The sequence below is a fragment of the Marinobacter sp. ES-1 genome (assembly GCF_000475255.1).
Lineage (GTDB): Bacteria > Pseudomonadota > Gammaproteobacteria > Pseudomonadales > Oleiphilaceae > Marinobacter > Marinobacter vinifirmus.
The window spans coordinates 24,090-36,589 of sequence record NZ_AXBV01000028.1 but is presented as its reverse complement, the minus strand read 5'-3'; the positions used below and the strand labels follow the sequence as shown (position 1 = coordinate 36,589).

The window sequence follows — 12,500 nt, the reverse complement described above, 5'->3', positions numbered from 1 at the left end:
CACGATGGGCCGGAATATGCATGACTCTCCAAAAATCACCGTAAAGGTGTTCGCCTCGATATAATCCTTTATCAGCCATTCTATGGGTGTAGTGTCGTGTATGAGCTTGGCGGCCGGTGTGAAGCTAACCCTGTACTTCCCGGCTTTCGCCGGTGCCCGCTCTTTTCGTTCAAGCGGTGGCAAATCATCAAACTCATCAGCAAGCTCCCGACTTTCCGCCAGCACTTTTGCCAGGGTGTATTTCCACAGCCACTGTTTTGCTGATTCGTGGTTGCCTCCCCGCCGGTCCAGTGCAGCGCCTGCCAGAAAGTTCGCCTTATCAGTGAGTACCGTCAGGATTGATTCTTTGTTCTCCCCGGCGCTTACCATTTCCTGACACACCGGCAGCAGTGCCGTAGAGCGGTCAGGGCTCCCCACCGAATCAGTGAACTTGTCCAACCCGTCACCATCCCTGACCAGGGCTTTCCAGCCCTCCCCTATTGGCATATCATCCAATGACACCAACGGTGCACCATCATCCCAATCCAGATCACCCACGGTGTGACTTGCGTCATTGCTGGCGGATTGTCCGAACCAATCCGAGCGCAGCGTTTCGAGGGCGGCACCGCCTGACTTGACGGTGCCCAACCCTTCCACCACATCAGCCGTTATCGTGAAGAACCGGCCTTCCTGATACATTTCCCGGCCTGCGTTGTTGTCGCAGTGACCATCACCGGGTAACTCCCCCTTGCAGATAATATGCAGCCCCTTACCGGACGGTGATCTTTCGGTGAATGACTGCAATTCATCCACTGCCCTCCGGGCGTCATCTCGCAGGTTCCCGGACTCATCAAAGCAGTTATCCAGGTCTACCCCTACAAACGGATCATCAGCGGTGAAAACGAACCCTATACCGGTGTAACCGTCCATCAGGTGCGCCATGCAGGCATCATCAAAGGTGCCCCAGTGTTCCGGGTTTCCCGTGCTAGCCTTCCTCCCCGTTTTCGGGTTGTGCGGGACTTTGGTCACTTTCACCGAACCATCCCGCTTTGTCCTTTCCACGGCTTTCCAGACTACCCATTGCCGGTATCGCTGCAGTTCCTCCGGCACTGCTTCCAGGTTCGGGGGTATCAACCCCGGTGGTATATCCGGGGCGGTTTGTTCGTTACTTTTCACTGCCATTACCCAGTACTCCCAGCAGGTGATCAGATGTCTGCACCGGCTCCCCCGGCTGTTTCAGCGCGATTTTTTCCAATTTTGTTTTCAAACGTTTCGCACCAGTGAAATCAGAAACCGTTTCTAGCCAGTCCAACCGGTATAAGGCCTGCTCGTCATCTATGATCACCGGCTGCCCTTCTGCCGTAGCCCGCTCAAGGGCAAATGCCCTATCAACTTCAATCAGCAGGGGGTCAATCCATAACCCCCAGTCGTGATCCAGGTAAAAATGGTTTGCCACTCCTTCACCGGAGCTAACCGGGAACTTCCAATACTCTCGAACGATAGAGATGTACATGGCGCTGCCTTCCTTATGCTTGTTGGCTTTCGGTGGTGTTTTGTGACTGAGCCAACAACCGTTCAACGGCATCATCAGGCCAAGCCAGAAAGCGGTTAGGAAGGCGAACGGGACGCAACCCGCACCAGTGCCCTTTACGGCAAAGTGAGGTGCGAATGGTGTTCGGTTTGACGTGGAATTTTTCGGCTAGCTGTTCAGTGGTAATCATGGTGTTATCTCCCGATTGAATGTGATGTGGAACCATCGGGAAATAACGATACAGGCGGGGGTTACACCACTTGGGACAAAAGAGTGTCAGTACCCATTTGGTTTATCTCTGGCCGCTCTTTTTCTCAGTCGTTCAATTCCTTGTTCAGTGCCAGGCGTCGCACCATCATTCTTCCAACTGGCAGGCCATGGGATCACACCGTCATCAGGCATAAGAAAAGGAAAGCTGGAATCTTGGGTTTCAGCATCATAGGCCACCGCGCGGGCTGCTTCATGGACTGACACCGGGGCTGATCTATTCTGCTCACCCTCCATTAAGAAACGATAGGCATGAACCAGATTAACTAGGTAATTGATAACATCTTTATCTTTGCGTCCCTGTTTTCGCTGCCCGTGACCACGTTTTTGCTGAAAGAAAAACAAAGACAGGATCAATTTCTGAGTAATCTCTCCGCAACGGTAAATCCGTTGTTCCAGATTCAGTGCCTGCCAGGCATGACGCCAATTTTCGGGCTCATAGACTAGTTCTGCTTCTGACAATTCGAGAACCACCCCTTTCTCTGGTGATAACTCGATATTGGCTGCAGTAAATCGACGGTCAGAAATCTGATCATCTGGCGCACGGTTTTCAAGCAAACCGTACAAAGCGTCATCGGCAGGAATCAGCACCCGCAAAGTCTCGCGGGTGTACTCGTTATCTATCGTGAATAGGACCAGGTTCACACCCATCCCTTTTACCCCCGCAGACCTTCTAAGCGGTTCACCGCTGTTTCCATCAGGTCTGTTACCCGCCGGTGTGCTTCCAGGGCTTCCCGCAAATCCGCCAGCGAGTCGGACTTATACAGCGGGTCATGCTTCATTTCTTCCTGAATGTCGCTGTCTGTCTGCATCATCACGGTGAAGGCACCGATTCTGCCTGAACGGCTATTCTCCAATCCCTGTTCAAGCTGGCGGGCTTCCTGTTCGGTGATAACACCGGCTTTGTTGTTCTGTTTCATCGTTCCTTTCTCCTATCGTTCCCGGCTGGCGGGTTTACTGTTTCACGGCTCGCAGGCGCTGGCCTGCCACCGGTGGTTCAAAGGTGATTCCGGCCTGTTCCAGAACCCAGGTTTCTATTTTCGTGTGCCACTGCTTCAGCAGGTCCAGGGGACGCTGGCGGTAGTGCTTTTCAACGGTGGCACTCGGCTTATGGCCTTGAATCTGAGCGACGATACCGGCGGGCACTTCTACCCATTCCGACAAGGTGCCGAAAGACCGCCTTAATCCGTGCAGGGTTAGCCCTTCAATGCCTGCCACTTTCAAGGCGCGGGTATGCTGTGCCCGTGGTTCCATCAGGTGCCCGCTCTTTGCGGTGGGGCTCGAAAACACCCATTCATTCCGGCGCGGTAGTGAGTCGATCAGAAAGGCAACATACGGGGTCAGGGGTATCACCCGCTCCCCTTCAACCTTGTCATGGATTGCCAGGCTACCCCACCGGGTATCAACGTCTGACCATTTCAGGGTTGCCAATTCACCCCGGCGGGCACCGGTGAGCAACAGGATTTTCAGGTAAGCGGAAATCACGGGGTTGTGAATTTTCTGGACCGCTGAGAACCAGGCGGGTAACTGTTCCCGTTGCAGGCAATCCACTTTCACCCCTTTTAGGGGGTAGGGTTTGTTTCGCCAGCCGGTTAGAACAGGCATCAGGGCTTGCCAACCCTTGAAAACGGGGTTGATCATCACACCAGTTCAGGAATGCCCGCAGCAGGGCAAACGCTAACCGGGCTTGTGTGGGGCGGTCCTTCGCTTCGTTCTGCAACCATTGCCCCACGGTGTGACTGTCTATATCCGCCAGCTTCACCGAAAGGAGCGGGGTCAGCACACCGGGTTGTGTATTGCCCTTTCCACGTTTGCGGGGTTCGCCACCGGCTTTGCTGATTTTCAGGTGGTCTTTCAGGTGGTGATCACCCCAACGGGCCTTCCGGGCTTCAATGTATTCTGACCAGGCATCACCAACTGTGGCATCAGCCCGTTTTGCTTCCTTCTGAGCCTCCCTGACTTCCGCCAGCCGCTGTTTCTTTTCCAGGCGGGGGTCTACGCCCTGATCAACCAGGGTGCCAAGTCTACGGGCTTCAGCGCGGGCTTCATCAATGCCCCACGTTTTAACGTCCCCGATAGTCACCCGCAGGGCTTTACCGTCTAACCGGTTCTGATAGATGAAAGCTTTGCTCTTTGCGGTGGCACGAACCCCCAACCCCGGCACCGTGGAATCCCATAGAAAGGATTGCTTCCCATCGGCACCGGCCTTGAATCCATCCACCCTGCCTGCGGTCAGGTTTACTTTCACCCCTGCTACCCCTCGAAAACGTGTAAGCAATTTGTAAGCAATATGTAAGCACTTTTCGAGAATACGGGTAAATTTCGATCAATACAATAGGGCGGGAAAAATTCAACTAATAGTTGATATTAAAGGGTTTTGTTGTAATTTTGGGAGTGCAGATCAATGCCGGAAAATGTCGATTTTTAGGGATTGAAAATCCCCGTGTCGGTGGTTCGATTCCGCCTCCGGGCACCATAAGATTCAATGACTTAGCCCGCTTCTTAGCGGGCTAAGTCGTTTCTGGGGCACCCCATGGGGGACTCACGGGACACTTCGCCACAAAACCAAGCAACAACCCGCAGCACTTTCTACCCGAAACGCTCACACAGCTGTCAGGAAGACATCCGTCTGAGCCTGGCCAGCGACACCCGCTGCCAGTCTGCAGAAGCTATCGTCGAAGGGGCGTTGCGCGAATGATCTACCGTGGCAAGGGAAGGCATTACGACCAATCGCTTTGCTTTTTATAATCAGACGTTATTTTCCCATTTCGGGAAAATAACGTAGTATTCCCGAAAAAGGAACTTTCTCATCCCATGAAGGTCTTAGCCAGGAACAAGCTGACAGACTTTATGCGCAAACACGCTTCCTCACGCAAGGCCCTTGAAGCCTGGTTTGCCGAAGCGGAAAGAGGTGATTGGCAAACGCCAAAAGACATCAAGGAACGATTCTCAAGCGCCGATTTTCTCGCGGACAACCGGGTCATTTTCAACATCAAAGGCAACCATTTTCGGCTGGTGGTTAAAGTGCGCTATCAAAACGGGATCGTCGTGGTGGAGTGGGTTGGAACACACGCTGAGTACAGCAAGAAAACATTCTGAGGGAACGGCATAATGGACCATCTGAAAATCATCAAAACTCCAGATGAGCACGAGGCGGCTCTGGAGCGCCTTATGGCACTGATGGAGGCTGATCCACAAGAGGGCTCCCGGGAAGCCGACGAGCTGGAAGTTCTGGCGATGCTGATCGAACAGTATGAACAGCGCCAGTTCCCCATTGACCTTCCCGACCCCGTATCAGCTATCCGCTTCCGTATGGAGCAACAAGGGCTTAAGAACAAGGATCTCGTGCCCTTTTTCGGTTCGGCTTCCAAAGTGAGCGAAGTGCTGAATGGCGTTCGGCCTCTAAGCCTGAATATGATTCGCAGGCTGAACCATGGGCTGGGCATACCAACGGACATCTTGGTTCAGAGGCCCTCTCACGAAGCCGCAAGCGCGAGAGGATCTTGACAAGGGAACAACAAGCCGACGCTCTGGCACAGCGAGCCCTATAGGCCAACCTATTGGCAGCCAACTTCCAGCGGTTTGATATTGAAGGTCAAAGGGCTGCCAGAATGGTTTCCGCACTGCTAGCATCAATACCCGTGGTATCGATATTGAGCAGCTCGACCTTGCCGTCGTTGACGATCATCGCGTAGCGCTTGCTGCGCACGCCCAATCCACGCTCAGTCAGATCCAGCTCCAGTCCGATCGCCTTAGCGAATTCAGCGTTGCCATCACCCGCCATGACAATCTCCACGGCATTCTGAGACTTACCCCAGGCATCCATCACGAAGGCATCATTGACCGCAGTACAAACGATGGCATCGACGCCTTTAGCCTTTATCTTGTCTGCATTGACTACGAAGCCAGGCAGGTGGGTTGCTGAACAACCCGGCGTGAAAGCGCCTGGCACCGCGAAAAGTATTGAAGGCTACGCCCCTCACCCCAACTGCGCCACCGGCAACCACCCCGCCAGCCCCATAAAGTGGAACAGCACCGTCACCACTCCGAACACCAGCACCAGTACAATTGCCGCCTTCCCGCCTGGAGCCATAAAGCCTGTTTTACCACCTTGAAGTGTTCTTGATTTCCAGGCCAGCAGGGCCGGGATGATACAGGCCCAGACAGCAGCGGCTGCGCCGGCATAGCCAATGGCCAGGACAAATCCGAAGGGTGCCATCACAGAGAGCAGCAGCGGCGGGATGAAGGTGATTGCCCAGGTTTTGGTGCGGCCCTTTCGGTCGTTTTCGAAACCGAAGAGGTCGGCCATGAAATCGAATGTCCCCAGCCCCACGCCCACAAAGGACGACAGAATCGCCGCCGCAGAGAAGGCGCTGATGGTATTGGCCACCCGCTCGGAGTCTATGGCAAACCCCAGGGCCGCCAGCAGCACGTCGACATCGCCACCCCGGGCGACAACGGGCCCGAAGTCGGCCCTTGGCAGGTTGCCGAAGATGCTCACCAACCAGGCGATGTAAAACAGCAAGGCAATGGAGGTGCCACCGAGAATAGCCTTCTGCGCCTTCCGCTCTTCTCCATAATAGGCCCGCAGGGAAGCAACCGAATGGTGGTAACCGAAAGAGGTGAGAGCCACCGGCAACATGGCCAGCGCGTAGGGTGCGTACTGGCCATGCTGGTTGACAGTGTCGAACAGCACACTGAACTCAATCCGTGATGCGAGGCCGGATACGCCCAACACAAAGCTCAGCAGCATGAAGGTAACCAGCACCACCGAAAGCCGGTCCACTGCCCGGGTGGAGTGCCACACCACCAGCGAAAACACCGCCACAAAGGCCACAGATGCCAGCTTGCTGCTGACTCCAGTCACGCCCTGAATGATCAGCCCGGACGATGTAATGTAGGCATAGAGCAGAATGCCGCCGACAAAATAGACCATCAGGTTACTGAAGATATTCACCCGCGGCCCCAGCATGGACTTGGTGACCGTATTAAACGACGCCCTCAGGTCATAATGCTTCAGGGCCTCCAGCAGCATCCAGCCGGACAGCGTCATCACCACCATGGTGAGAATCAGGGCAAAGCTGGACCACAGCGTCCATGCACCGGCGCCGGAACTTGGCAGGCCAAGCATACCCGCGCCCACACAGACGCTGGCGATGATGCTGGCGCCGCCGATGAGTGAAGGAGATCGTCTGGAAACCGGCTGGTCTGTCACTTTGCGCCCGCCACCCGCTTGGCCAGAAACACATCCAGATCCCGAACCTCTTCCAGGCAAAGGCTGTGCTCCATCCCATAGGCGTGATACTCCGGCTCGTACCCCAGCTCCTGCAGTTTCTGCTGAGCCGTCTGCCCAAGATGTTCCGCAACAACCTGGTCAAACCGGCCGTGGGCAATAAATATGGGAAGCTGGCGATTGGCCTCGCTCAGCCCGATAGAATCAGCGGTGGCAAAATAGGTGGAGAGGGCGAACAGACCACCCAGTCGCTCGGGATAGCTCAGTGCCAGCTCATAGGCCACCGCACCGCCCTGCGAGAAGCCGCCAAGGATGATGTTCTCGCTGGCAATGCCACGCTCCCGCTCCTGCCGGATCAGCTCTGCCACCATCGCCGCCGAGGCCCGCAGTTGTTCGGCATCCACCTTTCGGTCTACGTCCATGGCGAGGATGTCGTACCAGGCTGGCATCACGTAACCACCGTTGATGGTTACCGGCAGTTCGGGGGCGTGGGGGAAGATGAAACGTACCGGCTTCTCACGGGAGAACCGGAACTCCGGAACCACCGGCTCAAAATCGTGGCCGCTGGCGCCCAGGCCGTGCAGCCAGATGATGGTGGTTTCGGGGTTATCGCCGGTGTCGATTTGCAAGGTGTTCAGGGCGGTCATCGGGCCTCCGGATATCAGGGAAAGACCGGCGACTTTAACATTTTCCGCGTCAGCGAGCCCAAAGATCCTTTCGAACACTCTCACAAAGCTTTCGAAACTCCGCCGCCGCAGGCGTATTCGGCGCCAGCAGCTCCAGAGGCTTGCCCTCTTCTCCCATTCGCTCGACAACACTTGCGTAGGGAACAGCCACATTGACCGGCGTGCCAAGCAACTCCGCAGACTGACCCAGTATCTCCCTGTGCAGGTTCTTGCGACGGTCGACCATGGAGAAAAACGGCCGGAGTTTCTTGTTACCCAGCTTTTTGTCTTTCACAAACTCCCGTAACTGGTTCCAGCTGTTGAGGGACAACCAGGTAGGCACCATTGGCACATACACCTTATCGGCCATTTCCAGCACCTGTTCGGTCAGGCGCGAGAGTGTGGGCGGGCAGTCCAGAACCACCAGGCTGGTTTCTTCGGAAAGCGGAGCCAGCAAGTCTTTCAGAACGTTGTGCCCTTCCTCGTGCTCAAGCTTGATATCGAAGTTGCGAAAGCTGCTGTGGGCGGGGATAAAGTCGAGATTGGGGTAGACGTCTTCGTGGATAAAGCGGGCAATGGGGGATTTGCCTTCTAACAGCTTGGACAGCTTACGGCCTTTGACGACCTCCGCACCCGCCAGGTAAAAACTGGCAGCCCCTTGCGGGTCGAGATCCCAAAGCAGTGTGCTGATGTTGGCGCGGCTGGCAAGATAAGCGGTATTCACGGCTGCGGCGGTTTTGCCTACGCCACCCTTGGGGCTGTAGAAGGCGATGATTCTCATGGACGGGAGCTCCTGCTGTATCCGTTGTTACCAAACATTACAGGGTAACAGGCACCAAGACAGCAACTATGAAGCTTTTATGACAGTTATCGCGGGAGCCGGCAGGCAGAAAGGAAGGCTTTCGTAAAACCACGCTCACGCGGCTTTGCGGAAGCCCTCCATCCGCACACTTTTGTCCCGGCTGCGCTTGTACCTGGTTTTGTCTTCAACCACACGCATCTGGTATTTTGGTGTTCTCAGTTCCCGCTGCACAGCACTGTGCTGTGTGGCTTTCGCCTTTTTTCTGGCCATCTCGGTATCTCCTCGTTTGGCTCGGTTCTAACGGCGAGTATTATATCACTTCCCTGAATTTCGCGAGCGTAAGCAATGACACTCACTGTGTGGCTCACATTTCTGGTCGCAGCCCTTCTGATCAGTGTTTCTCCCGGTGCCGGCGCGGTCAACTCCATGAGTAGCGGCCTGCGTTATGGTGTGCGTAAGTCCTTACCCACCATTGCCGGCCAGCAGTTCGGATATGGCGTACAGATTGTGCTGGTGGGCGCAGGCCTGGGTGCCATTGTGGCTTCGTCCAACACGGCCCTGATGGTCATCAAGTGGATTGGCGTGGCCTATCTGATCTGGCTGGGTATCCAGAAATGGCGGGAGCAACCGGTGGAAGCCACCCGCGCAGACCTGTCCGGCTTCAGCCCCCGCCAGCAGTTCTGGAATGGCGCACTGGTGAACCTAACCAACCCGAAAGCCACGATTTTCCTGATCGCCCTGTTCCCGCAATTCCTGGTGGCCGGCGCGGCCCATGGGCAGCAGTTGGCCACCATGGGGGCAACCCTCATCCTGGTCGATATTCTGGTGATGGTGGGCTACGCCCTGCTCGCAAGCCAGCTGTTCCGGTTTATGACTACACCGAAACGCCAGCGGCAGATGAACCGCGTATTCGGTAGCCTGTTCGTGACAGCTGCGGTAGCGCTGGCGAGCTTTAAGCGGGCCTGAAGGCCGCACTTCCTCGAACAAAAAGGCCCGCTGGTTCTCTCCAGCGAGCCTTTTGCTCTCAATGCACAGACGTTAACGCACCGCGTTAACCACCTCATCCACCTGCAGGCGCACACTCTGCAGGCCACCGCCAGAGAGATACCAGAGGCCCGGGTTCAACACCACAACGTTGGTGTCGGCGCCGGCATCCGCCATGGCGGATGCCAGTATTTCCGGCTTCAGCGGTTCGGCACCAATGGCGGCGCTGCGGTCCACCACCAGCAACGTATCCGGAGCCATCTCTGCCAGGGTCTCGACGTTCACCGGATAGAAGGTGCGCTCGCCGCGCGTAACCGGCGCTACAGAGTCCGGAACGATTGCCGGCGTCAGCGCCAGCAGCTCATAAACAGCGGGCTCGCTGCGCAAAGAAAAGTTGCCATCGTTGTGGGTGACCACGGTAACTGTACCGGCATCAGCCAGCTCCGCTTTCTGTTCACCCACATGCTGCCAGAGTTCGCCAAGCTTGAGGCCTGCGGTTTCTTTAAGGCCATAGTAACTCGCCAGGTTGATTACATTGGCGTTTACCGCCTCCCGGAAGTCGCCTGTGGCCAGGGTTACATCGCGCACAGGGGCAACCTTTGCTGCCGAAATCTGGGCATCGGCGCCCTGACGACCGGTCATCAGTACCAGCCCCGGTTGCAGGCCTGCCAGCAGCTTCTGGTCAGGTTCTTTCAAGCTGCCGGCATCCGGCAGTTTGGCCCCAAGATCAGCCAGGTAGTCCGGCAGCCCCTGCTGAGGAATGGCCAGGACCTTATCTTCCAGCCCCAGCTCCAGCAGCGTGTCCAGGGCACCGTGGTCGTAGCTGACCACGGTCGGGCCGGTGTCCGAAGCGGTGGTTGCACAGCCCGCGAGCGTAAGGCCTGCCAGGGCTCCGGCCAGGGTGAGTTTCAGTGAGTTCATGCAATTCTCCTTAGAAGTCGACCGCAAGGCCAAGGTTCAGGCGGCGGCCATCCAGCACCACGCCGTAGTCATCGTTGGTAATTTCTTTATCGGCGAGGTTGTACAGGCCCGCTGTTACCCGGGCGGTATCCGTCAGCCGGTACAACAAGCCCACATCCATCAGCGTGTAACCCGGCGTTCCGCTCTCCATATCTCTGCGGCCAAGGAAGTCACTGGTTTCGCCACGATAGTTAGTCTGGAACCACAGGTTCAGGCGGCCGCCGGCCTGCCAGTCCAGGTTGGCGTTAGCCATGTGTTCGGGAACCTTGTTCAGGGGCTCACCCTTGAAATCACCGGTTTTCTGCTCGGAATCGGTGTAGGTGTAGCTGGAACTGAGGGTTACCGCATCGGTCAGGTCGTAGTCGAGCGTCAGCTCAATACCGCGCATTTCGGCTTCGTCGATGTTGGCCCGGGTACTCAGGAACAGGTAGTCATTGCCCTCGAATGCGCAGGTCCAGGTGTCTGGGTCACCCCTGTCGCCATTCGGGGATTCGCAGAAGCGATCTTCCGCAATCTTGTCTTTGAAATCGGTCTGGAACAGCATCAGGCTTGCATTCAGGCCCATGGCCCGGCTGTCGAAGACCATGCCGGCTTCATAACTGATGCTGGACTCGGGGTCGAGATCCGGGTTGCCGATGATCAGCGCTCGGGGATGAGGTGCAGGCGAGCCACCGCCACCGGTGCCACGGCCAAACCCTTCCGTGACATCCGCCAGCCCGGGCTGGCGATAGCCGGTCGACACGCCGCCTTTCAGGGTCAGCTCAGGCGTCAGGTCGTAAAGCGCATAGACCCGGGGCGAGAACTCGCCGCCAAACAGTTCGTCGTCGTTGTAACGCAGGCCGGTGGTCACCGAGAAGTCGTCGGTCAGGCCCCACTCCACTTCCGAGTAAACAGCGGCAATCCAGCGGTCAACACTGCGCACGGCACCCGGGATATTGGAGGTGAGCAAACCGTTGGTTTCATCCGTCAGCTTCTCCTGCTTGTACTGGCCACCCACGGTAACCACGTGATCACCCCAGAACCGTGTTGCCTGGGTATCCAGCATCGACACCTGCTCTTTCTTGGTCTGGTCCTGCACCCGTTCGGAAAGATCGTGCTGAACAAAGCTCCTGGTCATCCAGTTACCGTAGTTACCGGCGTGGGAGAGCACGTAAACGTCTTTGTCGTAGATGTAGGTTGACCCGGTTTCATCCAGGGCCACGCTTTTGCCCGGAGTGCTGGTTTCTTCCAGGCGGGAGCTGTCATAGCTCAGGGCAAATTCGTTTTGGTTATCCGGAGTGAAAATCAGCTTGGCTCCGCCCATCGTACGCTTGCTTTCCGGGGTACTTCTGGCGGAATCGTCGGCGCCGGCGAAATCGCTTTCATCGTCACCCGACCAGGAGGCATTAACCTCGGCACTCAGCAAACCTTCGACCAACGCACCACCGGCAAACAGGCTGGTTTGCTTGCTGTCGTTGCTCACATCGTTGAAAGACTGGGTGTATTCGGAGGATATAGTGCCAGCCCACTCACCCCGGTTTTTACGGGTGATGATGTTGATGACACCGCCCATGGCCTCAGAGCCATAGAGTGAAGACATGGGCCCGCGGATCACTTCCACCCGCTCGATCATTGAAATTGGCGGCAGGGCAATCTGCTTGCCACCATCCTGGCCATTGGTGTTTACCGAGCGACCGGCAGACACTGGCCGACCGTCCACCAGGTACAGCGTGTAGCTGTCGTCCATGCCCCGGATGCTGATGTCCTGTGCCCCGCCACCACCGGTGACGTACACACCCGGGATGTTATTCACCGCGTCGACAATGCTTTTGTAGGATTTCTTGGCCAGTTCATCATTGGAGATCACTGAAATACTCGCCGGTGCATCGGAAATGTTCTGCTCAAACCCCGATGCTGTAACAACAATTTCACCCAACTCAACCGGGGCCGGCTGGGCAACAACCGTTCCGGTACTGGCTAATGCGATGGCGGAGGCCAGAATAGGACGACGCATGAAAACTCCTTGTGTTGTGCAATGTTGATTCTCGACCCGCTATGCAGATGCGAATCATTATTAGTTGCGACAACATTAACACAAGG

At 56.3% G+C, this 12,500-nt stretch carries 18 protein-coding genes; 4 read left to right on the top strand and 14 right to left on the bottom strand.

What is annotated here, in order from left to right; translation table 11 throughout:
* The 7 genes from Q668_RS16575 to Q668_RS17265 form a co-directional block, all read right to left on the bottom strand.
* On the bottom strand, positions 1 to 1,014 hold a 1,014-nt coding region (locus Q668_RS16575), incomplete at its 3' end, for a hypothetical protein (protein WP_200861337.1).
* Positions 1,015 to 1,144: 130 nt separating this feature from the next.
* Complete coding sequence (locus Q668_RS03135) at positions 1,145 to 1,492, bottom strand: hypothetical protein (RefSeq protein WP_022988146.1); 348 nt, start codon at positions 1,490 to 1,492, stop codon at positions 1,145 to 1,147.
* Between the two features lie 13 nt (positions 1,493 to 1,505).
* The gene (locus tag Q668_RS16760) at positions 1,506 to 1,700 is read right to left on the bottom strand and encodes a hypothetical protein (RefSeq protein ID WP_152521758.1); all 195 of its coding nucleotides are present in this window, start codon (positions 1,698 to 1,700) and stop codon (positions 1,506 to 1,508) included.
* Positions 1,701 to 1,786: 86 nt separating this feature from the next.
* A complete protein-coding gene (locus Q668_RS03130) occupies positions 1,787 to 2,428 on the bottom strand; it encodes a hypothetical protein (protein ID WP_152521757.1) in 642 nt (213 codons plus the stop codon).
* Positions 2,429 to 2,433: 5 nt separating this feature from the next.
* Positions 2,434 to 2,697 (bottom strand): hypothetical protein, encoded by a 264-nt coding sequence (locus Q668_RS03125; protein WP_022988144.1) that lies wholly within the window; start codon positions 2,695 to 2,697, stop codon positions 2,434 to 2,436.
* Positions 2,698 to 2,731: 34 nt separating this feature from the next.
* A complete protein-coding gene (locus Q668_RS17270) occupies positions 2,732 to 3,262 on the bottom strand; it encodes a tyrosine-type recombinase/integrase (RefSeq protein ID WP_264629578.1) in 531 nt (176 codons plus the stop codon).
* On the bottom strand, positions 3,210 to 4,025 hold the full coding sequence (locus tag Q668_RS17265) for an Arm DNA-binding domain-containing protein (RefSeq protein WP_022988142.1): 816 nt from the start codon (positions 4,023 to 4,025) through the stop codon (positions 3,210 to 3,212). Before Q668_RS17265 ends, Q668_RS17270 begins: the two co-directional genes overlap by 53 nt.
* Before the next feature lie 285 nt (positions 4,026 to 4,310).
* Here Q668_RS17265 and Q668_RS17190 point away from each other — a divergent pair, with 285 nt between their 5' ends.
* The 3 genes from Q668_RS17190 (at position 4,311) to Q668_RS03110 (ending at position 5,284) form a co-directional block, all read left to right on the top strand.
* Entirely contained in the window at positions 4,311 to 4,475 is a 165-nt protein-coding gene (locus Q668_RS17190) for a hypothetical protein (protein ID WP_161628522.1), read from the top strand.
* Positions 4,476 to 4,591: 116 nt separating this feature from the next.
* Entirely contained in the window at positions 4,592 to 4,876 is a 285-nt protein-coding gene (locus Q668_RS03115) for a type II toxin-antitoxin system HigB family toxin (protein WP_022988141.1), read from the top strand.
* 12 nt (positions 4,877 to 4,888) lie between these two features.
* A complete protein-coding gene (locus Q668_RS03110; RefSeq protein ID WP_022988140.1) occupies positions 4,889 to 5,284 on the top strand; it encodes a helix-turn-helix domain-containing protein in 396 nt (131 codons plus the stop codon).
* 88 nt (positions 5,285 to 5,372) lie between these two features.
* Here the strand turns inward: Q668_RS03110 and Q668_RS03105 are convergent, their stop codons facing one another.
* The 5 genes from Q668_RS03105 to Q668_RS17260 all read right to left on the bottom strand — a co-directional run bounded on the left by Q668_RS03105 (position 5,373) and on the right by Q668_RS17260 (position 8,747).
* On the bottom strand, positions 5,373 to 5,741 hold the full coding sequence (locus Q668_RS03105) for a peroxiredoxin (RefSeq protein ID WP_081697547.1): 369 nt from the start codon (positions 5,739 to 5,741) through the stop codon (positions 5,373 to 5,375).
* Positions 5,742 to 5,756: 15 nt separating this feature from the next.
* On the bottom strand, positions 5,757 to 6,992 hold the full coding sequence (locus tag Q668_RS03100; RefSeq protein ID WP_022988138.1) for an aromatic amino acid transporter: 1,236 nt from the start codon (positions 6,990 to 6,992) through the stop codon (positions 5,757 to 5,759).
* Positions 6,989 to 7,657, bottom strand: coding sequence for an alpha/beta hydrolase (locus Q668_RS03095; protein WP_022988137.1), 669 nt, complete (start codon positions 7,655 to 7,657; stop codon positions 6,989 to 6,991). The genes Q668_RS03100 and Q668_RS03095 overlap by 4 nt, the downstream gene beginning before the upstream one ends.
* 49 nt (positions 7,658 to 7,706) lie before the next feature.
* The gene (locus Q668_RS03090) at positions 7,707 to 8,456 is read right to left on the bottom strand and encodes a ParA family protein (RefSeq protein ID WP_022988136.1); all 750 of its coding nucleotides are present in this window, start codon (positions 8,454 to 8,456) and stop codon (positions 7,707 to 7,709) included.
* A gap of 135 nt (positions 8,457 to 8,591) precedes the next feature.
* Entirely contained in the window at positions 8,592 to 8,747 is a 156-nt protein-coding gene (locus Q668_RS17260) for a hypothetical protein (protein ID WP_022988135.1), read from the bottom strand.
* Positions 8,748 to 8,822: 75 nt separating this feature from the next.
* Here Q668_RS17260 and rhtB point away from each other — a divergent pair, with 75 nt between their 5' ends.
* Complete coding sequence (gene rhtB / locus Q668_RS03085) at positions 8,823 to 9,443, top strand: homoserine/homoserine lactone efflux protein (protein ID WP_036219039.1); 621 nt, start codon at positions 8,823 to 8,825, stop codon at positions 9,441 to 9,443.
* A gap of 72 nt (positions 9,444 to 9,515) precedes the next feature.
* Here the strand turns inward: rhtB and Q668_RS03080 are convergent, their stop codons facing one another.
* Positions 9,516 to 10,382 carry an ABC transporter substrate-binding protein gene (locus Q668_RS03080; protein WP_022988133.1) on the bottom strand — a complete coding sequence of 289 codons (867 nt, stop codon included), beginning with the start codon at positions 10,380 to 10,382 and terminating at the stop codon, positions 9,516 to 9,518.
* Positions 10,383 to 10,392: 10 nt separating this feature from the next.
* Positions 10,393 to 12,414 carry a TonB-dependent receptor domain-containing protein gene (locus tag Q668_RS03075; RefSeq protein WP_022988132.1) on the bottom strand — a complete coding sequence of 674 codons (2,022 nt, stop codon included), beginning with the start codon at positions 12,412 to 12,414 and terminating at the stop codon, positions 10,393 to 10,395.
* Positions 12,415 to 12,500: the final 86 nt, after the last annotated feature.

Excerpts from the sequence above, each read along its gene's own strand:
- Q668_RS03125 (WP_022988144.1), bottom strand. The coding sequence starts at position 2,697 with ATGAAACAGAACAACAAAGCCGGTGTTATCACCGAACAGGAAGCCCGC.
- Q668_RS03090 (WP_022988136.1), bottom strand. The coding sequence starts at position 8,456 with ATGAGAATCATCGCCTTCTACAGCCCCAAGGGTGGCGTAGGCAAAACC.
- Q668_RS03130 (WP_152521757.1), bottom strand. The coding sequence starts at position 2,428 with ATGGGTGTGAACCTGGTCCTATTCACGATAGATAACGAGTACACCCGC.
- Q668_RS03110 (WP_022988140.1), top strand. The coding sequence starts at position 4,889 with ATGGACCATCTGAAAATCATCAAAACTCCAGATGAGCACGAGGCGGCT.
- Q668_RS03095 (WP_022988137.1), bottom strand. The coding sequence starts at position 7,657 with ATGACCGCCCTGAACACCTTGCAAATCGACACCGGCGATAACCCCGAA.
- rhtB (WP_036219039.1), top strand. The coding sequence starts at position 8,823 with ATGACACTCACTGTGTGGCTCACATTTCTGGTCGCAGCCCTTCTGATC.
- Q668_RS17260 (WP_022988135.1), bottom strand. The coding sequence starts at position 8,747 with ATGGCCAGAAAAAAGGCGAAAGCCACACAGCACAGTGCTGTGCAGCGG.
- Q668_RS16760 (WP_152521758.1), bottom strand. The coding sequence starts at position 1,700 with ATGATTACCACTGAACAGCTAGCCGAAAAATTCCACGTCAAACCGAAC.
- Q668_RS03135 (WP_022988146.1), bottom strand. The coding sequence starts at position 1,492 with ATGTACATCTCTATCGTTCGAGAGTATTGGAAGTTCCCGGTTAGCTCC.
- Q668_RS17190 (WP_161628522.1), top strand. The coding sequence starts at position 4,311 with ATGGGGGACTCACGGGACACTTCGCCACAAAACCAAGCAACAACCCGC.
- Q668_RS03115 (WP_022988141.1), top strand. The coding sequence starts at position 4,592 with ATGAAGGTCTTAGCCAGGAACAAGCTGACAGACTTTATGCGCAAACAC.
- Q668_RS03080 (WP_022988133.1), bottom strand. The coding sequence starts at position 10,382 with ATGAACTCACTGAAACTCACCCTGGCCGGAGCCCTGGCAGGCCTTACG.
- Q668_RS03075 (WP_022988132.1), bottom strand. The coding sequence starts at position 12,414 with ATGCGTCGTCCTATTCTGGCCTCCGCCATCGCATTAGCCAGTACCGGA.